The 26232-nt window shown below is 54.3% G+C and carries 18 protein-coding genes; 13 read left to right on the plus strand and 5 right to left on the minus strand.

What is annotated here, in order from left to right:
- The first annotated feature begins 195 nt into the window (after window positions 1-195).
- The 10 genes from petA to LO55_RS06250 all read left to right on the plus strand — a co-directional run bounded on the left by petA (window position 196) and on the right by LO55_RS06250 (window position 9876).
- Window positions 196-810, plus strand: coding sequence for a ubiquinol-cytochrome c reductase iron-sulfur subunit (gene petA, locus LO55_RS06215; RefSeq protein WP_071360824.1), 615 nt, complete (start codon window positions 196-198; stop codon window positions 808-810).
- A 3-nt stretch (window positions 811-813) separates the two neighbouring features.
- Window positions 814-2226 carry a cytochrome b gene (locus LO55_RS06220; RefSeq protein ID WP_071360825.1) on the plus strand — a complete coding sequence of 471 codons (1413 nt, stop codon included), beginning with the start codon at window positions 814-816 and terminating at the stop codon, window positions 2224-2226.
- 28 nt (window positions 2227-2254) lie between these two features.
- Window positions 2255-3019 (plus strand): cytochrome c1, encoded by a 765-nt coding sequence (locus LO55_RS06225; RefSeq protein ID WP_071360826.1) that lies wholly within the window; start codon window positions 2255-2257, stop codon window positions 3017-3019.
- 98 nt (window positions 3020-3117) lie between these two features.
- The gene (locus LO55_RS06230; RefSeq protein WP_005663771.1) at window positions 3118-3729 is read left to right on the plus strand and encodes a glutathione S-transferase N-terminal domain-containing protein; all 612 of its coding nucleotides are present in this window, start codon (window positions 3118-3120) and stop codon (window positions 3727-3729) included.
- 135 nt (window positions 3730-3864) lie between these two features.
- Window positions 3865-4365, plus strand: a complete 501-nt coding sequence (locus LO55_RS06235) for a ClpXP protease specificity-enhancing factor (RefSeq protein WP_071360827.1) — start codon at window positions 3865-3867, stop codon at window positions 4363-4365.
- An 898-nt stretch (window positions 4366-5263) separates the two neighbouring features.
- On the plus strand, window positions 5264-6019 hold the full coding sequence (locus tag LO55_RS26630) for a tyrosine-type recombinase/integrase (protein WP_177185505.1): 756 nt from the start codon (window positions 5264-5266) through the stop codon (window positions 6017-6019).
- Window positions 6016-7497, plus strand: coding sequence for a site-specific integrase (locus LO55_RS26215; protein WP_143054464.1), 1482 nt, complete (start codon window positions 6016-6018; stop codon window positions 7495-7497). The genes LO55_RS26630 and LO55_RS26215 overlap by 4 nt, the downstream gene beginning before the upstream one ends.
- Entirely contained in the window at window positions 7494-7919 is a 426-nt protein-coding gene (locus LO55_RS26220) for a hypothetical protein (protein ID WP_143054465.1), read from the plus strand. Before LO55_RS26215 ends, LO55_RS26220 begins: the two co-directional genes overlap by 4 nt.
- A gap of 161 nt (window positions 7920-8080) precedes the next feature.
- A complete protein-coding gene (locus tag LO55_RS25705; protein ID WP_083415195.1) occupies window positions 8081-9394 on the plus strand; it encodes a tyrosine-type recombinase/integrase in 1314 nt (437 codons plus the stop codon).
- A complete protein-coding gene (locus LO55_RS06250) occupies window positions 9391-9876 on the plus strand; it encodes a hypothetical protein (protein ID WP_071360830.1) in 486 nt (161 codons plus the stop codon). The genes LO55_RS25705 and LO55_RS06250 overlap by 4 nt, the downstream gene beginning before the upstream one ends.
- 753 nt (window positions 9877-10629) lie before the next feature.
- On the opposite strand, the gene LO55_RS06255 is transcribed toward LO55_RS06250, so the two are convergent.
- Both LO55_RS06255 and LO55_RS25715 read right to left on the minus strand, forming a co-directional pair.
- Window positions 10630-11982 (minus strand): hypothetical protein, encoded by a 1353-nt coding sequence (locus tag LO55_RS06255; protein WP_071360831.1) that lies wholly within the window; start codon window positions 11980-11982, stop codon window positions 10630-10632.
- Between the two features lie 823 nt (window positions 11983-12805).
- A complete protein-coding gene (locus LO55_RS25715; RefSeq protein WP_177185506.1) occupies window positions 12806-13171 on the minus strand; it encodes a helix-turn-helix domain-containing protein in 366 nt (121 codons plus the stop codon).
- Window positions 13172-14079: 908 nt separating this feature from the next.
- On the opposite strand from LO55_RS25715, the gene LO55_RS06260 reads away from it, so the two are divergent.
- The 3 genes from LO55_RS06260 to LO55_RS06275 all read left to right on the plus strand — a co-directional run bounded on the left by LO55_RS06260 (window position 14080) and on the right by LO55_RS06275 (window position 23792).
- Entirely contained in the window at window positions 14080-15237 is a 1158-nt protein-coding gene (locus LO55_RS06260; protein WP_143054467.1) for a hypothetical protein, read from the plus strand.
- A 1566-nt stretch (window positions 15238-16803) separates the two neighbouring features.
- A complete protein-coding gene (locus LO55_RS06270) occupies window positions 16804-19926 on the plus strand; it encodes a hypothetical protein (protein ID WP_071360834.1) in 3123 nt (1040 codons plus the stop codon).
- On the plus strand, window positions 19923-23792 hold the full coding sequence (locus tag LO55_RS06275; RefSeq protein WP_071360835.1) for a hypothetical protein: 3870 nt from the start codon (window positions 19923-19925) through the stop codon (window positions 23790-23792). The genes LO55_RS06270 and LO55_RS06275 overlap by 4 nt, the downstream gene beginning before the upstream one ends.
- 50 nt (window positions 23793-23842) lie before the next feature.
- Here LO55_RS06275 and LO55_RS06280 read toward each other — a convergent pair whose 3' ends face one another.
- The 3 genes from LO55_RS06280 to LO55_RS26225 all read right to left on the minus strand — a co-directional run bounded on the left by LO55_RS06280 (window position 23843) and on the right by LO55_RS26225 (window position 26081).
- Entirely contained in the window at window positions 23843-24340 is a 498-nt protein-coding gene (locus tag LO55_RS06280) for an HAD domain-containing protein (RefSeq protein WP_071360836.1), read from the minus strand.
- Between the two features lie 134 nt (window positions 24341-24474).
- Window positions 24475-25020 (minus strand): helix-turn-helix domain-containing protein, encoded by a 546-nt coding sequence (locus LO55_RS27270; RefSeq protein ID WP_307188241.1) that lies wholly within the window; start codon window positions 25018-25020, stop codon window positions 24475-24477.
- A gap of 284 nt (window positions 25021-25304) precedes the next feature.
- Window positions 25305-26081 (minus strand): OST-HTH/LOTUS domain-containing protein, encoded by a 777-nt coding sequence (locus LO55_RS26225; RefSeq protein ID WP_143054468.1) that lies wholly within the window; start codon window positions 26079-26081, stop codon window positions 25305-25307.
- Window positions 26082-26232 lie beyond the last annotated feature (151 nt).

Here is a 26232-nt window from a genome sequence, read left to right on the forward strand (position 1 = left end):
AGCAATTGCATGATACCCGAACGCTCCGGAGGCTGTCTTTCGGCCGAATGCTGCAGGAGCACAAAAGACCATTCTGCTAAAGCGTGTAGCCCAGACAATTTTTTTCCCTCAGGTATTGCCGTTCACATATAATTTTGGATGCTGGAAGCTCGCTATTAATTCTTAAAATTCGTATATTCACGGAGTGGGGTTGGTATGAGTAATGAAAAGCAGGTCGATCCGGGCCGACGCGGATTGCTGGTCGCGACATGCGCGGCTGGCGGCGTAGTCGGCGTGTCCACGGCGGGAGCCCTGGTCAGCACCTTCCAGCCTTCCGAACGCGCAAAAGCGGCGGGAGCCCCGGTTGAAGTCGACATCTCCGACGTCGCTCCGGGTGAAATGAAAGTCGTCGAATGGCGCGGCAAACCGGTCTGGATCCTGCGCCGCACCCCCGCAATGATGGCCACGCTCGAGAAGGACCAGGGCGAACTGGCCGATCCCGCCTCCGATAATGTGTTCCAGCTGCCGATGCCGGAATACGCCAAGAACCCGTTCCGCTCGCGCGCCGAGCACAAGGAAGTGCTGGTCACTGTCGGCATCTGCTCCCACCTGGGCTGCTCGCCCTCCTCGCGCCTGGCCTCCGGCCCGCAGCCGAACCTGCCCGACAACTGGCCGGGCGGCTTCCTGTGCCCCTGCCACGGCTCGACCTTCGACCTCTCGGCGCGCGTGTTCAAGAACAAGCCGGCGCCGACGAATATGGATGTCCCCCCGTACATGTATCTGTCCGATAACAAGCTGGTGATCGGCAAAGACGAGAAAGGCGAGGCATAACAAATGGGCGCATTCAAGGAGACCAAGCTACCCGCCGACGCACCGGTGGCCCAGAAAGCCCTGGCCTGGGTCGACGACCGCTTCCCGGCATCGAAACTGTGGAACGACCAATGGGGCAAGTACTACGCCCCCAAGAATTTCAACGTCTGGTATCTGTTCGGTTCGCTGTCGGCCCTGGTGCTGGTGCTGCAGATCGTCACCGGCATCTTCCTGACGATGCACTACAAGCCGGACGCCGCGCTGGCCTTCGGCTCGGTCGAATACATCATGCGTGAAGTCCCGTGGGGCTGGCTGGTGCGCTACCTGCACTCGACCGGCGCCTCGGCCTTCTTCATCGTGGTCTACCTGCACATGGCGCGCGGGTTGATGTACGGCTCTTACCGCAAGCCGCGCGAGCTGGTCTGGCTGTTCGGCTTCGGCATCTTCCTGTGCCTGATGGCCGAGGCCTTCTTCGGCTACCTGCTGCCATGGGGGCAGATGTCGTACTGGGGCGCCCAGGTGATCGTGAACCTGTTCGGCGCCATCCCCGTGATCGGCGAAGACCTGTCGCTGTGGATCCGCGGCGACTACGTCGTCTCCGACGCCACCCTGAACCGCTTCTTCGCCTTCCACGTGATCGCGCTGCCGCTGGTGATCCTGGGCCTGGTGGCCGCCCACCTGACGGCGCTGCACGAAGTCGGCTCGAGCAACCCGGACGGCATCGAAGTCAAGGAACATCTGGGCCCGGACGGCCATCCGCTGGACGCCATTCCGTCGCACCCCTACTACACCACCAAGGACTTGTTCGGCGTGTCGGTGTTCCTGCTGCTGTTCTCGGCAGTCGTGTTCTTCGCACCCGAGATGGGCGGCTACTTCCTGGAGTACAACAACTTCCTGCCGGCCGACTCGATGAAGACGCCGCCGCACATCGCGCCGACCTGGTATTTCACCCCGTTCTACTCGGTGCTGCGCGCGACCACGGCCGACTTCATGTACGTGCTGATGATCGGCGTCGCCCTGTACGTGGCGTTCATCTGGCTGAAATCGCGCTTGGCCTTCCGCACCAAGGCGATCATCGCCGTGGTCGGCCTGCTGCTGATCATCGGCATGCTGCCGCAGGTGCTGGACGCGAAATTCTGGGGCGTGGTGCTGTTCGGCTCGTCGGTGATGATCATTGCCGGCCTGCCATGGCTCGATCACTCGCCGGCGAAATCGCTGCGTTACCGTCCGAGCTGGCACCGCTGGATCTATGCCCTCTTTGCGCTGGTGTTCGTGACGCTGGGCTACCTGGGCACCCAGCTGCCGACCCCGGCCTTCACCATCCTGTCGCAAGTGTGCACGCTGGCCTACTTTGCGTTCTTCCTCCTGATGCCGTGGTGGAGCACGATGGGCACCTTCAAACCGGTGCCGACCCGTGTCACCTTCACCCCGCATTGATCACCGGACAAGAGCACAAGGACACGACATGAAATTGTTTGCAAAGAAACTGATTGCAGTCCTGGCGCTGGTGCCGGGACTGGCTTTCGCCGCCGAGGGCGGCATCCCGCTGGACCGCGCACCGGACCGCAACGACATGGCCTCGCTGCAGAACGGCGCTAAAATCTTCGTCAACTATTGCCTGAATTGCCACGCAGCGGCCTCGATGCGCTACAACCGACTGCGCGACCTGGGCCTGTCGGAAGACCAGATTCGTGACAATCTGTTGTTTTCTGCCGACAAGGTCGGCGATATGATGACGACGGCGATGCGCCCGAAAGATGCGGCGGCCTGGTTCGGCGCGGTGCCGCCGGACCTGTCGGTGATCGCGCGCGCCAAAGCCTCGCCGGCCGGCTCGGGCGCCGACTACCTGTACACCTATCTGCGCAGCTTCTACCAGGACGAAACCCGCCCGACCGGCTGGAACAATATGGTGGTGCCGAATGTTGCGATGCCGCATGCAATGTGGCAGCAGCAAGGGATTCGCACCGCCAAGTTCGCCGAGGAAGCCGATCCGCATGAGCCAGGCAAGACGGTGCACAAGTTCGCCGGCTTCGAGCAAGTATCGCCGGGCACCATGAGCCAGCAGGACTTCGATGCCGCCACCGCCGACCTGGTCGCGTATATGGTCTGGATGGCCGAACCGGCCCAGGCTACCCGCAAAAAGCTGGGCGTGATCGTGCTGCTGTTCCTGTCCGTGTTCGTGTTTTTGACCTGGCGTTTGAACGAATCGTACTGGAAACAAGTGAAGTAATTCGCTTTCATTGCCCGGTTGGCTATAATACGGGCAATCATTTCTCTGGGGTGAGTGCTCTGCGCTACACCCCTTTGTTTCTTAAGGAACTATAAACCATGATGGTTCTCTACTCCGGCACCACGTGCCCGTTCTCCCAACGCTGCCGCCTCGTCCTGTTCGAAAAGGGCATGGACTTCGAGGTCCGCGACGTTGACCTGTTCAACAAGCCGGAAGATATTTCGACGATGAACCCATACGGCCAGGTACCGATCCTGGTCGAGCGCGAACTCATCCTGTACGAATCGAACATCATCAACGAGTACATCGACGAGCGCTTCCCGCACCCGCAGCTGATGCCGGCCGACCCGCTGATGCGCGCCCGTGCCCGCCTGATGCTGTTCAACTTCGAGAAAGAGCTGTTCGTCCACGTGCACACGCTGGAAAGCGAGCGCAACAAGGCGAACGACAAGAACCACGACAAGGCGCGTGCGGAAATCCGCGATCGCCTGACCACGCTGGCTCCGCTGTTCCTGAAGAACAAGTACATGCTGGGTGACGAGTTCTCGATGCTGGACGTGGCGATCGCCCCGCTGCTCTGGCGCCTGGACCACTACGGCATCGAGCTGTCGAAGACCGCTGCGCCGCTGATGAAGTATGCGGAGCGTATCTTCTCGCGTCCGGCCTACATCGAGGCGCTGACCCCGTCCGAGAAAGTGATGCGTCGTTGATGATGCGTCTGGGGTGGGATGCCTACGCATTCCGCCCCTGCCAGCTTGATTGCTTCACACGCGCCGGTCTTTGGACGTCCGTCGGACGATTCCGGTAAACTGGCGCAAACGCCTGTATTTCTAGACAACACCACCATGGCAGAAATTTCCACCAAACCCTACCTGCTGCGCGCCATCTATGAGTGGTGCACGGACAGTGGCTTCACGCCCTATATCGCCGTCAAGGTCGACGGGGCGACGACGGTGCCGATGGAGTATGTCCGGAAAGGCGAGATCATCCTGAACATCAGCTACGGCGCGACGTCGGGGCTGAAGATGGACAATGACGCGATCCACTTCCGTGCGCGCTTCAATGGCGTGTCGCGGGAGATCTATATCCCTGTGCACAATGTGTTGGCGATTTATGCCAATGAGAATGGGCAGGGGATGGCGTTTGAGGTGGGCACGGCGCCGGAGGGTGATGCGCAGTCGTCGGGGGCTTCGGTCGAGAGTGCGCCGGCTGCGCCGGCCTTGTCGGCGGTGCCGTCGAAGGGTGTGGATTCGCCGGTGGTGGCGGATGCGCCTACGACTACGCCTGGCGGGGATGATGAGCCGCCGAAGAAGGGTGGACGGCCAACCTTGACGCGGATCAAATAGCGTATAATCGTTGTCTTAAGGTCATGCCGACTTAGCTCATCAGGTAGAGCAGTTGATTTGAATACGTACCTCCATGGCCTGTTGCGTTTGCTTCCGGTCTGGTCTAGCATCGTCATTGTTGCCCTATGAAATCACTTCACAGGGCTCATCTATGAGGATGCGAGAATGGGTGCGCCGAAGTGCTGTTCGTCTCAAGAGTTCGATTTTCCGCCTTTGCGATGGCTTGCCATCGCTCCCCTCCTGACATTCCTCAACAGTCTAAGTTCAGCCGCCGGCTGCTTCACTTCCGTACGTCATTTGCGCGGCAACGTTTTCGCACAGCTCACCTCCCGCAGTTCTACTCTACGAACAAGCAGCTGGCAGCGTCGGTACGAGCCCCCTCCGCTCTTGGCCAACTGCAAGGCATTCCTTCCTTCGGCCAACACCCTCTCCTTGGCCAACCCTCTTCTCTTGGTCATCTAGCCCTATGCCCGTCATACGCACAGACGCGCTGCCTAGTCACGTCGTTACAGAGTCTTCAGTCCTTCCTCGGCCGCGGTACTGGTCAACCGTTTGGACCCTGTACGAAGGCAGAGATTGGGCAGATAACACCCTGACGCCACGGCTTCGCTACCTGGACCGCCTTTACCTCTTCTGCGATGACAGGTTTGGACATCATTCCCTCGATAGCGCTTTTGGCGACAAAGACGCAAAGCGACTACGCAATATATTTGATGAATTTTTCATCGAACTTACCTCGAAGCAGCCTAGAACTAGCACAGATGTCGCATGTTGGGACTCAGCCAGCAAATTCGTTCATTTCTTTGCTAATCACTGGGCAGTAAGCGACCCACAATGGCGTTCGCTGCAGAAGGTAATTCCTCAAGCGGGTGCTATTCGCGCTCCAAGCAAGGGGCGGGTGAAATTTACCCGAGCTTTACCTGATGCCTCCCTAAAGGATTTGCTTGCGATAGCGGAGCCTGGCTCTCAGGGAAATCCATATAAAACACCTGCCGCTCAGGTCAGGAACTGGTTGTTAGTACTTCTAATGCTGCTGTGCGGCTTGCGAAGGGGAGAAACCCTGCTACTTACTCTTGACTCGCTCAAGCAAGAGCTAAATATGGAGACGGGGGAAATCCAGTACTGGCTAAATGTTACCGACACCCCTGAAGAGGATGACACTTATGTCGATACCCGCGCGACTCGGCCCAGCATTAAAACGAATGCATCCTATCGGCACATACCAATCTCAGAAGAGCTAGCGCAGCTTATAGAACGCTACATTTCTGAGTATCGCGTAGATAGCAGCAAGCATCGATTTTTGATTACTTCGTACGTTGGTGCCCCTCTATCTGCCGAGTCCGTAGCGAAAGCTCTACGCGAGATTTCGCTTGCCATGCATCCTGAAGCCCTGAAGCAGTTCCGCCAACGAACTGATAAAGAGGTTATTTCGTCGCATGACCTCCGGCATACCTGTGCCTGTGTCCGATATGTAATGTTCCTGTCTGATGGAGACAAGGATAGAACAATGACTAGAATGCGAGTCTTCTTTGGCTGGGACATAAATTCGAATATGCCCGACACTTACGCGCGCGCTGCTATTCAAGACGATGTCAAAAATTCAGTCGCTAAAACTTTCGATGCGATGCTAGCCAACTTCAGGGGCATGAGATGATTTTTCAAAACGTACTTACCAACAGCGGTGCGCCGAAGGTTCCTCCGATACTGTGGGATTGGCCGAATGTTCCCCAAACATTTTCTCTGCATGACAAGTACACGGCTGAGGAAGCTAATGTGGTATTAGGTGAGTCCACATGGGTACTATCCGTTCAGGGAAAAGATAGAAAATTTACATTCTTGCCTGGCGAAGTGGGCTTATTTCAGCAAAAATTGGTTCTCTTGACACAAGCTGATTTTTCACCTTCTTCATTGTACAAATTTACTTTTACGTTGCTGCGTCACTGGGAGGTATACCTTGAGATGCTGCAAACCGACCCAGCTGACATCAAACTTTTTTGGGATGCAAAAATAGTTACGATTGACCTTGCGAAGGCTGCGAAATCTATTTTGCAACTGGCTGCACGGCACTCGCTTGGTCCGTGGGACATCAGACATAAAAAATTTATTAAAAGCCTTAGTACAAGGGCGAACTCTACAGTCGCCGCCCAAAAGGACAGGCTTGCAAAACGCTCAAAACTGATAGCACCCACTGGACAGGCTGACATCGTCCGTTTGTTGGATGAAAAAGGTAAAGCCGAGAACTTACTTGAGTGGCAAATCGAAGGTTTAGCAGCTTTAGCCCTAGGATTTCAACATGCAATTCGTCCAGTGCAAATACTTACCCTTATGACTAACCACGTCCAGCTTTTGAACGAGAAAGAGGGACAAGTAGCATGCATTATTTCTTTTCATGAGGCGAAAAAGAAGAAAGACCAAGGAAGCATAGAGATGGCCAGGCAAATTAAGCCTGAGTGGGCTCCTTTAATCTTTAAGCTATTAGATTCGGCTGCAATTGCAGGGCGTACTCGTGTTTTCTCGACTACAGATGGTACAACCCTTTGGACATATACCAAAAGGGTATGCAAAGAGTTTGGAGTTCGAATCACACACTCCTACTATAATTTGAGACATACTGGAGCTCAAATGTTGGCTGACGCCGGTCACAGTCGCAGCGATATAAGTAATTTTTTAGGGCACTCGCAACCTAGTTCCGGGGTGACCTATATCAAGTCGAGTAGAAAGCAAGCCGATTTCCTTAACAAGGCTCTAGGTACTTCAAAGCTGTACTCCACGCTCGAATCTATCGCTACCGGCAAATACGTCACAGTACAAGAGTTGGAAGCGGCACACGAAGACAAACAGATTGCTGGAGTTGTTGGTGACAGTTTAATCTCTGGAATTGGAATATGTGGGAGCAGACAAGGGGCGTGTGTCTACGACCCAGTTATGTCCTGCTACAACTGTAAGAAATATATGCCAGTTCTCAACCCCGTCGTGCACCAAGAGGCGATTGCTGGTATGCGACAGCAGGTACTCTTTTTCTTTAAGACTGGTGGTAGCAAGGAAAGCCCCTCGTACCTTCAGCTAAACGCTGCAATAGGCGGCGCTCAAAAAGCTCTTGCTATTTCACAACAACACATAAAACCAGAATGAGAAAGCCTCCAAATAAAACTGTCAACGTGGGCGCTCCAGCAAGCTATCGCCGCTTTATCGAGCAAGGTCGCGCGCTAGTCTTGGAAAAAGGTCTCTCATGGGAAATTCCGCATGATGAGATTGGCAATGTACCACGCAATGACAGTTGGGATTTGCGAAAATTCACATCAAACAACGAGCGTCATGCTTCTTGCCTGACCAGTTTTGCTATCGATAATACAGTTCGCGAAAAAGCGCTTGCAGCCGGATGGCCGGAAGTTTTTCTACCACTTGGCTCAGTGTTGAGCGAAGCAATTCAAGACTTTTTAAAAGCAATAGTCGCGCACCGCGTTTCAGAGGGCATAATTCCGAGAAATGTTAGGAACGAATTTTTTCTACTTAGGTCTTTTTTTCAAGTACGAACAAATTTCCATGGCAGCTAAATTCTGAAGACTTAAATAGATATCTAGAGCTAGTTCCCAAAAATGCGAAAGTTAGCGCAAGTATCTCAATTCTTGCGAACACAATTAACTCGAATTTGCTCTCCCCGCATGTTCCGCATATATATAGAGACGAAAAAGAAGTTAGGACTTTTTTGGACACTATGCTAAACGAAAGAAAAGGCGGAGAAAAGCTTCCGGAAGTCGATGCGTTACATGAAATGGTCCGCATAGTATTTCAAGAGACGCCGAGTGGACACCAGCATAAAATTCGCTTTGCAATGGCTCGTCTTCTAACTCTAACAGGCTTGAGGTTAAACGAGGTAATGTTGCTCCCCGCTGATTGCCTAAAATGGGAGCATCATATCGACATCGTTACAGGTAAGCCTGCTGGCGAGGTCGGCGGCATTAGCCGCTCTTTAAGGCTTAAGTACTTTGGAGAGAAAAGACGTAAGAAAGGCTCGAAAGTTCTAGTCGAAGACTTCCAATGGATTCCCGCTCGATTTGAGGAGCTTGTATCATCAACAGTATCAGAAATTCTTGATGCAACGCGGTCGCTTCGAGACGCTCTAAACGGACGTGCCGACTCAGGGCGAACGTTCAAAACCGAGTCAGGAGAGCAGCTTACTTTAGCAGATTTTTTATTTTTGGTGATTCACGGTGGTCGGGGTGAGCTACCTAGCGTTATTCCTGAGACTGCAACAATCGAGATTGCTGCGCAATCTTCGTTTATGGCTTTCTTGAGCGAAGAAAAGGCTTTAGGCAAAGATACAATTTTCACCAAATACAGCACTCTTCCAAACAAGTCAGACCTGTTCATAAAGCCTCACTCCTTACGCCATTTAATGAATACTGAGCTGTTCCGACAAGGCGTCCCGGACACCGTCGTCACCCAACACTTCGGCCGGCAGTCTGTGGCGCAGAGCTACGTGTATGACCACCGGAGTCTGGCTGAGCGGCTCAAGGACATTGAGATTCCGCTAAAGGCTGCCAAGCTCATCGTGCCAGGGTCTCCGCAAGAGACCGTTGCGAAGATGGTTCTGTCTGACTTGTTTGGTGGAAGTGCCATAGCTATGGCGTTCAGGAAGATACAGAGCGAAAGTGGTGATGAGGCTGCGTTTATGTACTTAGCCCAGAACAGTGATGGATTTCACGCAACGCCGTATGGGTTTTGTATAACGAGCTTTGCCGTGAACCCATGTGTTCGGCACTTGAAGTGCTTTGACAACTGTCGTCATTACCTTCCGAGTGGCATGAAGGAACATCGAATTTCTTTGGAATCGCTTCGAGCCAACCTACGGGTAATGAGAGACACTGCTGCAGCCAAGCCTTTGACCTCGACTGGACGCAAGAATCAGGTTGCGCATGCTGAGCGGTTGATTTCGGGCATTGACTTAGCCTTGGCTGCGCAACCAAATGTGCCCTTGTTCAAAGAGGGCGTCGACCACTCTGCGCCTGCAAAGGACTTGTTCAAATGAAGCCGAAACTTGACCCGTCGAACCTAGAACTGTCGAGGGTGTTGGATGCTTTGCTAGCTGCGGATACTGATATCACAGTGAGGGAGGTTTCTCGCAACCACGCTAGTCTGCACAACGCGTCAGCATTTACGAGGAATCCTGAGCGTATGGAGATGATAACGAATGCTCAGGCCCGTCAAAAGCAGCTCCGCGGTGCACTGAACCCCCACTTCGCGCAGTCGAAGTCTCTGAGCGACAAGCTGGCTCAAGCGAAAGACGCCAACGACTTGCTCGGCGCTCAGCTAAAGGCTTTGGTAGCCTCACACGCGGCCTGCATTCAGGCTGTGATGAAGGCGGGCGGACTCAACGCGCTCGAGCGCTTCTGGCATGACTACAAGGCGATTGGGGAGGCCGTACGGCCAGCGGCTATGCCTTCCGAGCACGCAGAGGTGATTCCCCTCAAGACGTCTAAGAAGCGCTCCCCGGGCAAGAGCAGCGTGTGATGCGCACGGACAGGAAGCAAGTGCTTCCTGTAGTCATGGACAATAGAGTATACTGGAAGGCAGTGCCGGGTTAGCTCAGTTGGTAGAGCAACCGCCTTGAACATACGAGTGCCCTGCTGGAAACGGTGGGAGTAGAACCCTTCAAATTCGGGGAACGCTAAGGCCGCAAGGCTAAGCCAATCCCGAGCCAAGCCTGCTTTTGCAGGAAGGTGTAGAGACTAGACGGAGGGGGCCTAAGGCTTTGCTATGGCTAAGGGATAGTCCAGACCACAAACAAACTGGCGGCGAAAGCCGTAGTGGTAAGGTAAGCGGTAGGTCGTCTGTTCGAGTCAGACACTCGGCACCATGTTCTTCAGTTCCAAACTTCGTTTGTCTATCGGTCCGGCTCTTCATAGCGGTGCTGTCTTCACACACGTCCTGCTACCTTTGGCGGTAGCGATAGTGTTTCATATCCTCTGTTCTTGGCTTTCACAGTCTTTGACGGGTTTCCTAAGCCCTACTCCAAAATTCTGCGGGAACGACAAGCGCTTCCAATGGCTCTCAACGCCAATTCCTTTGAGGACAATAGCTGGGCTAAGGGCCTTCATTGCGAAATTCTTAATAACCGTGGTCTAACTGTGTTTGATGTTGGCTTCGCTACCGCAATTAGGAAGTGCTTGAGGAGATTTGAAGCTGTGGTCGTCTGTACGAAAACCGGATTCCGAAAAGCCATGCGCTGTCCAGTACAAGGGCTCATCGTCGAGCTGACATAGATTAGGCCTCGGTATCGACTGAGCTGGTCTGGAGCGCCCTATCAAAGAATAGTTGCGGCGGGAAGTATCGGAGGTAGTCAAAAGCACGCTTCATGTCCGTTGCACTTGCTAGCGTCTCGTCGTCATCATAGGGCATACGACGAATTTGCACTGGATGCAAGCCGAACAACCATTGTGTATCTGTAACGTTCTTCAACGGTACGGCATATCCCTCTTGGGCACAGAGTGCAGCCAGCTCGCGCGAGATTCTTTCAGCTGCGGTAGGCTCCGCGTAACGGGCTAGCGATATCGCATGAATGTATAGGTCTCTAGCCTTTCTCGGCGACCGGGAAAAGACTTCGATACGTGCGGCCATTGCATAGATTTGATACTCGGCGATTCCATTGTTTGCCTCGACGAAGCGTCTGAGTTCTTCAAGTGCTGTCAGAGCCCTCTCACGGTCTCCTGGCTCCCGGTTAGTAGACTGCCGGCATAACAGGCGGTCGAGCATAGTGAACGGCTCAGGAACACCTACGCTTGTAATTCTGCTGTTGGACATCTCGATGAACGGACGCCTGGCGGTCGAGATGTCGAAACCGTGGCCGAGACAAGCTGTAATTTCCCGTCGAAAATCTGACCCAGCATCATCGAGCAAGAGCGCTATCCAGAACCAGAGACGATAACGAACGTTGCTGTTCAAGCCGTACAGTTGTCTGACTAGCGGCATTGAGTCCTGCCGCGGCTCACTCCTTCCGTTTTCCCATCTATCCATTTTTCCGATGACGTCGACAGGCTCCTGACCTGCCAATGCTGCCACCTTAGCCGCGGAAAGCCCCTCTAGTTTTCGAAACCATCGCAGGGCTATCGCACTTGGGTTCAAGTACTTTGTGTCGGCTTCGCTGGACATTTTGGGTAGCATGCGAGGCAAGAGGCCAATGCCCCACCGCTGCTCTAACCAGCTCAAGTCAACCGCTATACGTTGAGCGAAGTAGACCGGCCGTAGTACTGACATCACTTCGCCCGTTTCGAAATTGGCGGCAGAAATGGTTCGTACGAAGTCCTCCATGTAGGAGCGAATGTAGTCGGAAAGCCGCTTTGCAATCTCTGCAGCCATATCCGGCGTTGCCCAGGTCTGTGCCAGTTCCCTCTCGAGGGCTGAGGCAACACCAGGCAAATCCTTGGCTTTGCTTTGACCATCTGTTCGCGCATCCCAAAAGCCGTAAAGGCGCCGCTTGCCAGTTGTGAGCTCTCGGACGTCGGTGTAGATAGGGCTGGACTTCGGCACCAGCCTACTGGCTTTGACAAACGCAAAGACAAGTGACTCTACCGAAGGGTATCCATAGGTTTTTTTCGGACTGACTTTTTCCGACGCCATGCTTACTTACCCAATTTACTGTTACGTTCGTTCTTCATTGCTCTTGACATCGCGTCCGCAGCGAGCGAGCCTTTCTTTACTGTTCCACCCTCTCTCTTAGCTGTCACGCTCGCGATGCGGCTTGCAGCTTCAATCGTCCAGGGTGTCGTCGTTCGCTTCGCCGGAACTGGTTTAGCCCCGCTCTTGCTTCCATTAGGTGCAGCTGTACTTCCTTTAGGCGTTCCTGGTTTAACTGCAGACGAGGCAGCCGGGCGATGAGAAGACTGTTTGCTGGGTTGTGAAGGGCCGCGAAGCGGCTGCGTATTGTGCATTTTTTGCGGCGTCTGTGCTGCGCTCACAGGACGGGCGCCTTGGGGTTTCGATGCTATAGGTTGCGTTGCTTTCGCCGATGCACGAGCACCATCAGTGTGGGAACTGCGAGACTTAGAAATAGACATTGGTTTCTCCGTTAGCGTTAGTTCAGCAGGCCCCCGTCGACGCGAGTGCCTTGACGCACTATAAGGAAACGCAATGTCCTTTCATATCAGCAAATCGGTGAACAAAATTTCTTGAGCTGCCCCAGTAGGGGCTTAACGCATACGATAGCGCAGCAGCCTGAGTAGATGACCAACGCGAGGACCATTGAACTCCGAAAGACGCGGGCGCAGCCGCCTGTAGTGGAGGAATCGCGTCTAGACGAAGACGCGGTACTCGTTTGCCGCGCCAGGCAAAAAGTTTATGAACGCCTTGTGGACGGCTTACCTACAGCAACTAGTGACGTTTGAGTCTAGGCAGCTCAGTATAGCTTGAGGCCGCGATTCAAAACTGCACAAGCATCAAGAAGCTAGTCTGGTTTGTTCTGCGGTCCAGACTTCCAATGACGGGAGTAAGTAAGGATGAACTCACGGAGGAAGTCTTGCTCCCTTGTCGGCAGTTCCCTAAAAACCTCTGCGAGCAATGTGAGCGTATCAGAACTGTCGCCATGGTCGACGACCAGCGCTGCGAGCGACATACCAAGTACGTTAGCAATCTGCTGCAGTCGACCAATGGACGGTTGCTGTGCCCCGGTTTCGATACGTGACATCGTCACCGTCTCAACCCCAAGTGCTTCCGCAAGTTGCCCTTGTGTCAGGCCTTGACGCGTACGTGCCGACCTGATGTTCTGACCAATCCGGACGCCAATGTCACTCTCGTTTGCAGCCTTCGGCATCCTTGATGTGCTCCCATGAAAATGCAACATGGTCTACTGGCAGCACATCAAATCAAATGACACAAAACGATAATTTACTTGATGTAATACGATATTTCACTTAAAGTCGAGTCTCGTAGCGCTCCTAAACGATTCATTCTTCGACTTCGGTATTCTCGTGTTTCTCATTCGTGTGACGATTTGTTCGTTGCTATGGCTACCTTTGGCCTCGCACGGCCACTCTTCGGTTGCACACGTTCCAGGTAAGCCTGTTGGGACAATTTATGCGGCATGGAGCTACCCAACAGCTGGTGAAGCCGACAAAGGGGCACTGAGAGGCTGCCAAGCCGAGGCTAGGCGACACCGGGTAGCGGCGCAAAAGGGTGCCTGCGTCGTCTTTCATCGCCAAGATGTGCCAGGTGCGGGCGCCATCATATGTGGTGTGAACGGCTGTAGTGTTAGCTCGGGATTTGCCTCTAAAGACGAGGCCATGGTCGCCGCCTATCGTCAATGTGAGCGAGACGGGTTCAGAGATTGTCAGCGAACAGACATCACAAATTGGATTGATGACGTTGGCTACTCGAAGACAATCCCGGAACTTCAAGCCGCAAAGGTGTGTTCCCCTCCGAAAGTGTTGACGTTGCGCTCCACGTATAGATGCCAGAACGGAGATTGCGTACGGACGTTCGAGAACGGGTGCACAGTCAGGTTCCGCCCCCCCCTACTGTTTCGACCCTATCAAGTCGACATGGGAATGGAAGCTAGATGGATGTTAAGACTGCAGCGATAGAAGAACTCCATCCTAACTGCAAGTACATGAGCGCCACAGCCGCAGGACGGCGCTGGCCACAACGAACTAATTCCAATCAATCCGGATGCTTACCTACTTAGGTTAAGCATCTATTTGAACCTGTCCGCTGAAGGAAAGAATGAAAGCTACAACTAACACTCTGGGTCTGTTTCTTTGCGTTTATCTCACTGGTTGTGGCGGAGGTGGAGGCTCGACTTCCGATTCACCTACGCTGCCGCCGACTGGTACGAACCCGACCCAGCCGGTTCCGACCCCGACCCCAACAACCGTCACCAACCCGCTGACCGGCACGGCCGCCCCGGGTAGCCCAACCAAAGTCATCCGCGGCATCGCGGCGGTCGGCGCCACCGTGACCGCATATTCCGTGCAAGCGAACGGCTCGTCCGGCCCAGCCCTGGGCGCCGCGGTTACCGCCGACAAGGACGGCTACTTCACGGTCAACACGACCGAAGCACCGATGGGCATGATTCGACTGGTGGCAACCGGCGGCACCTCGGTCCGTGCGCTGGACAACACCACCCAGCCTGCAGGCACCCAACAGCTGGTGGCCCCCTTCGTCACCACCAGCTATAACAACTTCAAGATTTCGCCGCTGACCGACATCGCCGCGAATGCGATGGCAAGCCGCGCCAGCAAGGGTGAATCTTTGGCTAACGCCTTCTCGGCCGGCGCCCGTAACGTTCTCGAACTCGACTCGGCGAATTCGCTGATGCAGCAGGACACCTCGGTGTACCTGAACCTGCTCAAGGGTTCGGTGAAGAGCGATGCCCGCTACTACGACGCGCAGTCGCTGGAAGCTCGCGAGCTGCTGATGGGGCTGGAAGCTCTCGGCGTGATTCTGGACCTGCCCTCGAAGGATGTCGCTCGCGTGGTCGGCGCCTCCGCACAAAGCGACTATGCCGCCACTGGCGTAGACGGCAGCGGTGCAGCCATCGTGACCGGCGCCTGGGCGAACGGCACCTTCGACCCGGCCGCACCGACGACTCTGAAGGCCCTGATGGACGCAAAGGTGCCGGAAGCGCAGAAAGTGGCTGATTCGACCGGCGCCAAGGTCGCACCGCGCCTGAACGAGTACTTCCGCAAGTACATGGTGATGGACTTCGTGATGGATGCGGCCTGCGTGAGCGGCAGCTCGACCTTCTTCACCTCGCGCTACCCGTTCTACCAGGTGGACAGCCAAGGTCGTATGCAAGCGGCTGACTGCGCCGGCGCGGCTCAGCGCGTGGCTGAACTGCGTGCTCGCATCAGCACCAACAACAGCTCAAGAATGAAGTGACCATAGCTAAGCTGCTGAATCTCAGCCTAGCTTGACGACTAATTGATAGCCGCGGACGGACGAATGAACCCTGAAAACCCCAGCATGAGTACGAATAGTTTGATATCCCGCCTTCAAGGCCAGGGGCTTTCGGACGTCCTACCTGAGCATATGGACGCGCAGCTCATAACTACCGTTGCACAGAAGTTGGCAAAGTGGCGATGCGGCGAACTAGTAGAAACGACAGAAAGAGTGGAACTGGAAGAATTCTCGCAGCATTGGGGCACGATAGTTCTTCTAAGGTTCAATCCATCCCTAGCGGAGGCACTATATGAAACTCAGAACTGTGTTCTGGCGGTTCTCATGGTAATGAGCGAACTTGACTATCTAGTTCAGCAAGAGTGTATATCCCGAGAACTCTGCTACCGAACTTACAAGTCCATCGACATGTTCAACGTAGAGAGATTAGCGTACTCCGTGCCTCAGTTCGCCACCACCTTTTTTCAGTACAACGGTATGGCACCGTTCGCCCATGAGGGAGTACGGAAAGCCCTAACTACGTCTGTCGAACGCTTCCTTTCGCACCGCCTAGCGAAGCAGTCAGTGGATACCAATGCCGGCAGCGGTATCCCCAGTTAAAACTACTTCTCCTATAGTAGGTATCCCCCCGGGCGAAGATGCCCCCGTCTCCCAATGAAGCAAGCCCGCATCTTAGCCTGGTGAACAATGGTACAGTCCCGGGCATCCTGGTTCACGCAAATGTGCCAAGATTCCAGCCAGACTTCAGACGGATTTGCCCGCCCTACCTCACCTCTAGCTGCTGCCCAGTGTGCGTCCGTGGTAACCCGCTTGACGCGCTTATAAATTCTCGGCCGCGGGGTATCCAACCCTCTCCTCCGACGTAACGTATACGTCGCCGACTTAGGCTTTTTCGGCGCCGAGCTAGACGCTACCGCCTTGTCAAAAGGCTGCGGTGCAAAGAGTAGAACAATTTACCAGTGCCGGGCGCAATGCTCCCCACCATGACAGCCAGCCGCTAGCGGGCTGTGCCGGGCGCTGTAAACCAACTACGGCAGCTCGGGATGCGTGGCATGTTGCGCACGTATCATCAAGCGCTCCAAAGCAGCAGCGGGAGACCGGGTATCGATGATGGACACTGGCTTCGGTGGGAACAACAGCTCAATCGCTACAGTCCTCTCAAACACGCTAACGATGCGCAGAAACGCTTCCAGCGAATCACATTGTCCTTGTTCGAACCGCTTGTAGGTGCGAAGGGGAATCTGACATTGCTCAGCAAACTTCAGCTGACTTAACTTGAGTCGTCGGCGTTCGAGCCGGACGCGGTCAGCGATGAGCGAACGTAATTCAGGTGCAGAAGCCGACCTTGCGCTTGAAAAATTAGGTAAAGACATATTTCAGCTCAATTTTAGGGCCAATTATGGCACCAATTTCTGTGGATAAGTAGTTTATTACTACTCTGATGCAATTTGTGTTGTTACACTGGCCCTACTTAAACCCAAAACCCCTACGCGTCGTCTAGCAATGTGTCGGGAAGTGGCGTAGCTGCCAATGAATAGGAGCTGACTTATGACTTCCACCATCCGTGGCGGGTCGAGTGTGTCTGCACGCGACCGCACCCCATCTCTTCACCTTGCCAAACTGGCAGAGCTCGTTGCAAAGGCGGTTCCCAAAGGGGACGCCGGCATCTATACGATGCCTTTCATGCGACTTGAGGGCACCACCCTGCACTTGAACACGCGTAGCGTGATTTCGCGTTTGCTCGCTAACCCTTCATTTAAACCAGAGTTCGAGCCAGGTGACGAAACCGGATTCGTGCGCGACGTCGAGATGCCTCCCGTTGGCACAGCAGCGAAGCTGGGTGGGCGACTGCTGCCTGGTTCGGAAGCTGCGACGACTGAGGCTATCGAAAAACTGCGTATCTCGATTTCTGGTGAGCTCGATATATTGATGGGTAACGTTGATTTCAGCACACTTGCCCTGCCTTCCTTGCACAAAGCGCTGGACATTCTCGGAACGAGTGTTAGCGAGCGTATGCCGGAGTTGCCGAAAACGGCGACGATGCTCCCAATCCAGTTTGCTGCACCTGCACGCAAGGTAGAGGAGCGCACACGCGACGTGGCGCGAGTGCTGTCTGCTATTGAAACCATCGATGGCCGCGACTGGTTAGAGGTACTTCTCAATGGCATATCCAAGAAGCTGCGCAAGGATGGTCAAGAGGACGAGTTCATCGACGAAGTCGTCTCCGCAATACAAAGTCAAAGGACAAGACCCGGAAGCCAGGTGCGCCAACTTCTGGATTTCTTGGACGACGAGGCACTGTCACGGGTTCGGCTGCAGGTAACGCTACGTTTGATGGAATCAGTAGCAGCACAGAGCAATCGCGCTGGCATGCAAACGTACGTGCGTCGTGTGCGGGAATGTTTCGACAAGTTCGCTGGAATCAAGGCTGAATCGTTGCCGCTGGATGTGAGCGCCAGCTACGGAATCGGCAACAATTCTGACTTCGGTGACCACCTTCGCAAGGCGATGTTCTACACCTGTCTCCCAGCATGGGCGGAGTGGTCTGTGCAGCTTTTCGAGACTCGAACTGAGCCTACGCGCGGGTTTGCTACCGTTCGCGAGGTGTCATATCGCTTCAGGGTCAACGGTCAAAACCCGCAAAGCGGCAAGTCCGCTTTTGACACGCGTCTTGACCGAATCCATGAGCGGGCACTCGCGACCCCATCTCCAGACCAGAATGTGAAAAAGGCGGTTGCAGAGTTAATGTTCCTCTACCTCGTCGTTCCCAAATCTATCGATGACGCGGAAGAGCTGGACCTGGACACACTTGCTACGACTATCGCGGCCGAGTTGAAGACAAACCCGGTGAAAACGCTAGGTATCTTGCACGACCGACTCTCGCAGCGGTCCAAAGTGATGGACGAGATAGCCGACGAGCTAGTCAGCGTACTTCAGACGAAATCCCGCAGTTTGGTCGACGTCGTCAATCGCGGCGTCGACAAATTCACGGTGGCGTTGGACCGCGGCATCGTTAACTGGGAAGCGGTGGAAGCCCTAACGTCTTCGAAGACGAATATCTTGGTCGAAGCCGAAAAAGGGCCAAACTCGGTAGTATGGTTTGGACATCTAACGATTTCCGATTCGGCCATCGTCCCTGGAAGCATCGCATCCTACTCTGTGCAGACCGAGCTTCAGGAGCGGTCCTTCGCGCCTTCTGGAGAGACCGAAAAAATCAGGCTGGAACGGGACTTGTCCTCTGCAGTCCTGCCGGTGCGATTCATCCCGTTCAGGTGGACCAAGGAGACAATGGATTGGTCAACCGATATCCCTAATAGTGCAGCATTCAAAGCGGGCACGGGCGTACAGGTTGAGTATGACCTCAATACGCTCAAACTAAGCCGCAACGCTGACGCTGAAAAGGCTCGAAGCGAGCAATGGCGCGCCGCGGTGTTGACTGCGTTCTCCCTTGTCACGTACGTCGCATTGTGGGAAATCGTCAGACGAACAACCAAAGCGCTGGACCGTCCTTTGTCCATGACGATTTTGCGGCTTCAACACAGCGGGAAAAAGTCGTCGCGTGAAGAAGATGCGCACGACGGCAACACAGCAATTTACTCGGTCAGCCAGGCGCTGGAAAAAGCACTATCTCGTGAATTGCCAGTCAAACTCCAAGGCCTCACGACTATGGACCGAACTCCCGCTGACGGCTATCGCTGGAAGAAGCGCGGTGCGCTGCACGCACTGCTTGGAAGCCAGCCGGTGAAGTTCAAGATGCCGGGCGAGCTGCAAAAGGTAGCATTGGTCACATACGTAACGCGCCCGTGCGACCTTCATCCAAGTCACGCTGATGCCGATGGGTTCCTCTTTGTCAGCCGCACTTACAAGGCCGTAACCGAAAACGGACAAGCAACGCTACGCTTTGACCAGATGCAGTCGAGATTGGTCGACACTCGCAAGGACTTCAAGACGCCACAGCTGATTCTCGAAGAAATTCGCCGATTGGAAGAAGACGGTTTTCAGCACATCATGCTGCTGTCGCACCACTATGGAAACCGCCACATTGGGCGAGCAGCAGAGCGTCACTCTCCTCACGGCACTCTTGAGTTCCTGGATGACGCTGCCAAACGCTTTCCTGGAGTGTTTCTCTACACGCTTCGGCGCGACGTTTTCCCGGCCACTCGCTTACACCGCCGTGCCAGCCACGAGAGCGCTTTCGAGGTTGTATCCTTCAAAGCGCACCAGGCTATGTACGACGATATCGCACCAGACGTGTTACGTAGTCTGATGCCAATATATACCTTTGCCACCTTGGCCGTCGTTGGGGAAGAGTCCAGGCCACAGTCCGGCTTCTGCACATACTTCTTCGACGTAGAGCAGCGAGTGTCAGATATGCAGTTAAGTGAAACCATTCGCCAGAACATTCTCGGCATTGGTGCGGGAAGCGGCGTGCGCCAGTCGTTGGTTGCAGTCTTGAGGGGGATTCACTTCATGGAAAGTGAAAAGCCTTCTGACAAGTACAACCTGCTTCCGGTCCTGGACCCCTTTGACTGGGCAACGCCGACGACGACAGCTGCAGCCGGCGAGGTAGAAATCATGAGCCGTAGAGGTGGTCGCTCGGTTTTATTGTCTGTGCCGGCTGTTCTCGCCCACGTGACCAAAGTTCTCCATAAGAAGATGGAATCCGCATGAGAGAACTATCCTTCCAACAGCAAGCCGTCGTCTGGGGCCAAGCTTACGAAGTTCTCGTGAAACGGGGCGTGTTAGCGTGTCTTGTTGAGCGTAAACTGCTACCGCCCACTCATTCACGGCTCGCAGCATGGAACGAGACTCGGCTCCTCAACGTTTCCTCGAGCATTAGTAGAGAGCTTGATTTACTCGATGACAGCTCCAAAGATGTCGTAAAGTCCGCGGTAGAACACATGGCGCTGACGGCGTATGGCTTGGGCTACACAACGATGCGTGAATACCTCAAGCCGCTATCGAGGCGCCTTGAGAACGGTAGTTTGAAGCTGCGCGCCCTCTGGTGCCCTCTTTCGCTGCCCGGCAGTTCGTCCGCATCTGAGGAAGCTCGATTGGCGAACCGCGAGGCTTTCGTAAAGGAGTTTGGAATTGCAGGTCTCGCTGACCCAGCATTGTCGAACAAAGGCATGCCTGCGAATGCCGACTTCCTACTTTGGCTCTCTGGTGAATCCCGTGAAGACTTTCTGCTAGTTCAAGAGTATTCGTACGACATGCCATCAGAGCTTGGTGATTTTCGAGACCAAGACACTCATCTTGAAGAACTAATCCGCCATCGCCGGTACGTTGATTCACGCAGTGTTTTCGCACGCGTGGCCGCAGAAGTCAGCGGTGAAAGATTCGAGCTGTCGAGCGACATCAAGAATCATCTCGGTGCGCTCACCGGGGACAACAAGCCGCTTTACAAGCTATGCCAGGCAAGCGCCTACGGCGAGTCGACCGTGAGTGCACTTCAAAATGCCGGGGTTCTAACGAATCCTTGCGTAGTGCGCGCGTTGGCCATCACACCCAATGGCCTGGAAAGTTTGTCTGCTCGTTTTGACGGGGAAGTCGCCGACACTGGTCGTTCACTGATGGAGCAGATGGGCGCCGCATACCGCAATACGAAGAAGCTGGTGGATGGTGATAAGGAGGGATTGTCCGAGCAAACCGAAGCTGTCTTCAACAGCGTCTTACGCAAGCTGCCTGGTGCGCTACAGAAGGGTATGAAAAGCCTGAGGACGATGCCCAAGCCTGGTGAGGACTACCAATTCGACTTCCATGAGGTCCTGCCTGAATTTGCTAATCCTATGGACAAGTTCAGCTTGGCCGAGTCCTTGGATAAGGTCACCAATGATGTCGAGCTTCAAAAGTTCTTTGGCCGTCCAGCAAAAGAAGCGATGGCTCAGGCGTTTGCCAAATACGATGTAGACGAACAAGGTATCTCACTTCGCGACCTGCATGCTGCTGCAGTCGTCGCCGGCATGGAAAGGGAGTCGCCTGGCAAACTCAACGTCATTGCGCTTGAGGGGAACCCTGGAATCGGCAAAACGACTGCGGTGCGCCGACATCTTGGCGCGAAGCAGGACGGCTACCTATTCCTATACGTGAGCCCGCGAGTTGTCATCAACCGGGACGTGACGGAAAGCCTCGCCCGTGACAAGAATGGACCGACTGGCATCCTGACTGTTACCACCAACGCTCAGCTTATCGCCGCAGCGCCGCGCTGGTATCAGCAGCAGGTAAATGAAGGAAAGGCTGAACCCCGACACATTGAAGGTGCAGTTGTAGCGGACGGGATTCGCGACCTGGTTAAGCCTGAGAAGGGAAGCATCTTGGTGCTCGAGCCAGAGATAGAGCATCAGATAGAGGACAGTATTGCCGGCAGTCGCTACCGGAAGGCCACGCTGTCAGAAAACGAAGACAAAGTAACTGAGAAGACCTTGGTCGGTGTACTGAAGGGCATGTCATCGACGACACGCGAGCTGATAGCGCTGAACCGGAGTGTGAATCGTGTGGTCATGACAGCCGCGTTGCAAGGTTTCCGGGACCGTGGCGGCGGCAAGACGACCATGGACGCCCTGTCGTCTCTCTTCAAAAACTCTTGTGAGCGCCTCACTGCCGCAGTGAAGGAACGAAAGACTTTTGCTGAACGAATTCCTAACATCGTTGTCATGGTCGACGAGCTAGCTGGCGACGGCGCCGGTGCGCCGTTCGTGCACGCTGTGGCTCGATGGCTCCGCAAGGAATTTATCGACTGCTTCGACGAATACGGCGAGCCATGCCCATTCACTGTCACCCTTGTCGTGTCTGACGCTTCACTTGGTAACGAGGTTGTGCTCGACCGTTATTTAAATGCCGGAGAGCACACGCCAGACAAGGTGCTTATCTCTCGCTCTGAAGGCGACCAGGCGTTCCGCATCGCTGTGACCGATGTGAAGATTGGGGGAGTCAAGACCAAGACTTTCCATGTGATGACTAACAGCTACCCAGCGAGCGAATTAGGCATCCACTACCGCGTCCGGATGACTTCTGTGCGACCAGAGCTAACCCAGCAGGGTACCCTTGAAACTCCACGTCAAGCGATTCGACGAGAAGCTGAGGAGAAGTTAATCGAGGCTGCGGCAGACGAAATCTATCGGGGGTTAAGCAAGGGCGCGGCCCAGGTAATTTACTTTGCGCAGGACAAGCTCTTCCTAAGCAGTCTCAGGGACAACTTGATACGAGCAGACGACTTCGGGCTAACCGAAGAGAACATTCAGATTTTGGACTCTTCTGTACCCGGCTGGCGAAGAAAGCAGCTTGTTGAACCGGAAACCCGCGACAAGGTCCGGGTTTTCCTTATGACTTCCTCTGGCGCCCGGGGTGTGTCCTTTCCAAAGACTGACTGGATTATTGCAACGGTTCCGCGCTTCAACATTGAAGCTGCCTTGATGGAAATCGCTCAACTTATCTACCGCGGCCGTGGTGTGTATGTGAACGAAGAAGGCGAAACGGTCTCTGGTGACAACGTCCCCCGTCAACTAATTATGATGGTTGACGACTTCATCATTGGAGATGGGCCTATAGACAAGCGGCAGTGGCTCCGGCAGTCGTTAGACCTGCTCACGCTCCTAGTCATGCTGCGCTCGACTATCTACACGCGTATCACTGGCGACGCCGGACTACGGCAACGCTTGGCACTTGTACCGGTTGGCGCCGTGGGAACCCAAGAGCTTGTCAGCATCATGTCGCAACATGTGACTAATTTTTTGAAAGAAGCTGAGGTCTTCAAGGCTAGGGGGACAGACTCCACGCGCGTAGGTTTGGTTAAAACCGCTAGCGCTAACGTCATTGAGCTCTTCGCTCGAACGAAGCTGCAGGCCGTCGGCAAGAAAGATACCGACACTCGGACGGTGGTTAAGGAATCAGAACTGTCATCAGTGCGAGAGTTAGCTACCAGTGCAATCGCCCCTCTTCTTCGCTACAGCGAGACAACCAGCTTCCCTGACCATACATACTTCGCTGGCCCCGTGATATTCGAGCATTGGGAGGCGTTTGCCAAGCAGGAGGTCTTCACCTTCGAAGGACATGAAGCTGAAACTACGCAGTCAACCCGGATGCTTCTGAACCAGCTGTACCGAATTGATGAGGACAAGGCCTATCCCAGCGCACTTCGCACTCCGGCGAAGTCACTGGCTGACTTGCTGCGACGTGACAATCCGGATTCGCTAGTTGAATTCAATACGTTGAAGGACCTTAAGTCGCCTAACACCTGGGTAGCAGTGCCCGCGGGTTACCTGCAATTCATACAGGCCGAAGAGACGCACGCAGGAGTGTTCGAACTGGACGATGCGGACATGTGGCTTGGCGCCTTGGCAAAATCTTTGAATGCGGGCTCGGCGACGATGCCACCAGTGTCGAGATATCGCTCGTTCCCTTGGTGTGCTTCGGTAGGCGCCGTCGAGCCTTTAAATCTTGCGCAAGTCTTCGATGACCGCTACTTTATGGCTTCAAACGAACTGAATCTGCTCAATACTTTGCTGTTGTCTGAAAGCAGCCAGGTAGAAGCAGAATAGTTTGAACCTCGCCGTTTGTATGGCATTTTCGCGCCCTGTGCAGGTGTACACTAGAACTCGCGCAACTTATCCGCCAGCTCTTCTGCGATTCCTGGTTCAGCAAGTCCTAGTAATCGGTCAGTTGGGGCGACTACCCTATGTAGTTCACTGTCAGGCCAGCAGTAAAGGTCGTCGTCGAGCGCTATCCACTTTGCTAGGCCGCGCTCCTCGGCATCAATCTGGATGCTGTAGTAACGAGCAGGCGGCTCAAAGCGCATCGTGGGCTGCCAGGTCGAACCAACTACGCGCGCTTTCAGCTTTGGTGTTAGACAACTCAGAGCGAATTCATAACCAAACTCCCTGACCCAAGATGTCGCGAGAATGATGCGAAGGCTGGGAAACGGCTCTAAGATTGCCTCGAGCAGCCCGAGGTGTTCGAACAATGGATGCGACGAGGGCTTGCCCTTGATGTAGACTTGCGGTATGCGTAACCCTTCCCGATTCACGCGCACGTCTGCAGGGTGAAGTACCCCATCATAGTCGAGGTAGAGTGTTGGCTCGTCGTTCATCAGGTGTCATGCTGAAACAGCTTCTATCAACGTCAAGAGGCCGCATTAGGCTTATCATTTTTCTCGGGCGCTTCGGGGTCGTAGGTGGACTTATAGTAGCGACCGTGCTGCTGTCAGCTACATTCCTCTAACGTTTATCTTCGAGTTCTCAGCAGTTCGTCTACGATGGATAGCGGGGCCCCAACCCCTGGCGGCTGGCCAATAATTTTCCCACCAGACCGGATAAAATTTTCTACTTCCTGCCGGAGCCGCGTCGGCACTAGCATAGCTTCCATCCCAAGTGCACGGGATATTGATAGTAAAGTGTCTACTTTCGGGTCGACCTGACCGGCTTCGATGTCGGCTATGCTCCGCCTGCTAACTCCCGCTTTTTTTGCTAAATCCGCCTGGCTCATGCCGGCAGCGCTCCTGGCTCGCATGAGTTGGTCCGAAAGTATGCTCATAAAGCCCCCAGTGTCGAACTCATCCTCATGCACACAAACTTCTCGCGTTTCAGGCGTTTTGTAGGTGAAGTGAACATGGTGACAGAGTGTACGTGGATGCAATCTTAATCGCACGCAGATGTAGGGAGGACATCCAGTTGCATGTGAACGAAACCAGCAAGCAGAGCACTTGGAGAGCTGAACCTTCGAGGCAGAAACAGTGCTTGACATCGTTGCATTACTAGAATCGTCAAACATAAAGTCACTCGCAAGCTAACTTTGGAACCTCTCAACGCGCCTTAATGTGGAGATTCAAGCCATGTTCATAGCAGAGGTTAAGCACGTTGCGACATAGCATTGTCAAGGCTAGTGTCGAACAAGGCTGAAAGTAGTGACACTGCTCTACTACTTGCACAGCAATAGCCGGTTTTCCACCAAGAAAGCAAGACTTTGTTCTTGATTTTGTTACTACGTACTCTCGCCATTGAAGGGTTGGGCAACGTAATTAGCAGATGAAGGCGTTATTTTTCGAAGTCAGCTGCTTAAGATGTTCTACGGCTGCGGTACCACACTGCAGTAGCTTGGTTTACTCCTGAACCCTGTTCGGCAGGCATATCTCTTCGGACCTCGAACTGTTTGGATTCATGCAGCACTTGTCGCCAACTGCTGCAGTGGTATCGCTTTGGGAAATGAGTAGGAGCTGCATGGCCTATCCAAGCAATTGCATTGCTTAAGGGAGTCCAACCTCTCACGGCTAGCAGCTCCTCTGCTTCTCGAAGTGCTTGTACGATGCCGCTCCTAGTCCATGCGATGCTGCCATCTGGCGCGATGCCGTCAATAAGGTCTTCGAATACTGAATCCTGCACGACCGAAGCCATCACCGTGTGCGCATGGACCAATGCACTGGTCCATGCGCGAAGCATAAGGAGGTGCCCTTCAATGCGAATATAGCTGTGTTCTAAATAGGCCTCAGCTTTCTTACTGCCCTCATCGCTCTTCAGGTCGTGCTGCTCTATGAAATGGTGTATCAATTCGTTGCGCAAAGTCACCAGTTCTTTCAGAGCGGCCTTTGCTTCTTGATAGCGCTGGGCATCGAGTACAACCTGAGTTCGTAATGTAACCCACGCTGTATCGCCGATGTCTGCTTGGACGTCAAGGTCTTTGTCATCAACGGTTTCGGTAGTCAAGAAAGTTTTTGTCAACGCTCCGACCAGGTTACCTAGCATACTGTTTTGAAGCGATGAGCTAGTTGCCGCTAGCGAAGCGGACAAGCCTTCCGGCTCTCCGGAGACAACAGCGTACGGCAGGATTCGCTTCAAGAGCGACTCATACTCCTGCAGCTTGAGTACGCATCTACCCAGCAGCTGCTCTACAGAGCAATGACGCTCGGCCAATGGAACACTGTTACTTGGACCGTTTTCGCTCATAAATCCAAGCTATTTTTGTATGGCTGCAGTCTGCTGCAGGCGC

Origin of the sequence: Massilia timonae, from assembly GCF_001866515.1 — a bacterium.
GTDB lineage: Bacteria > Pseudomonadota > Gammaproteobacteria > Burkholderiales > Burkholderiaceae_D > Telluria > Telluria timonae.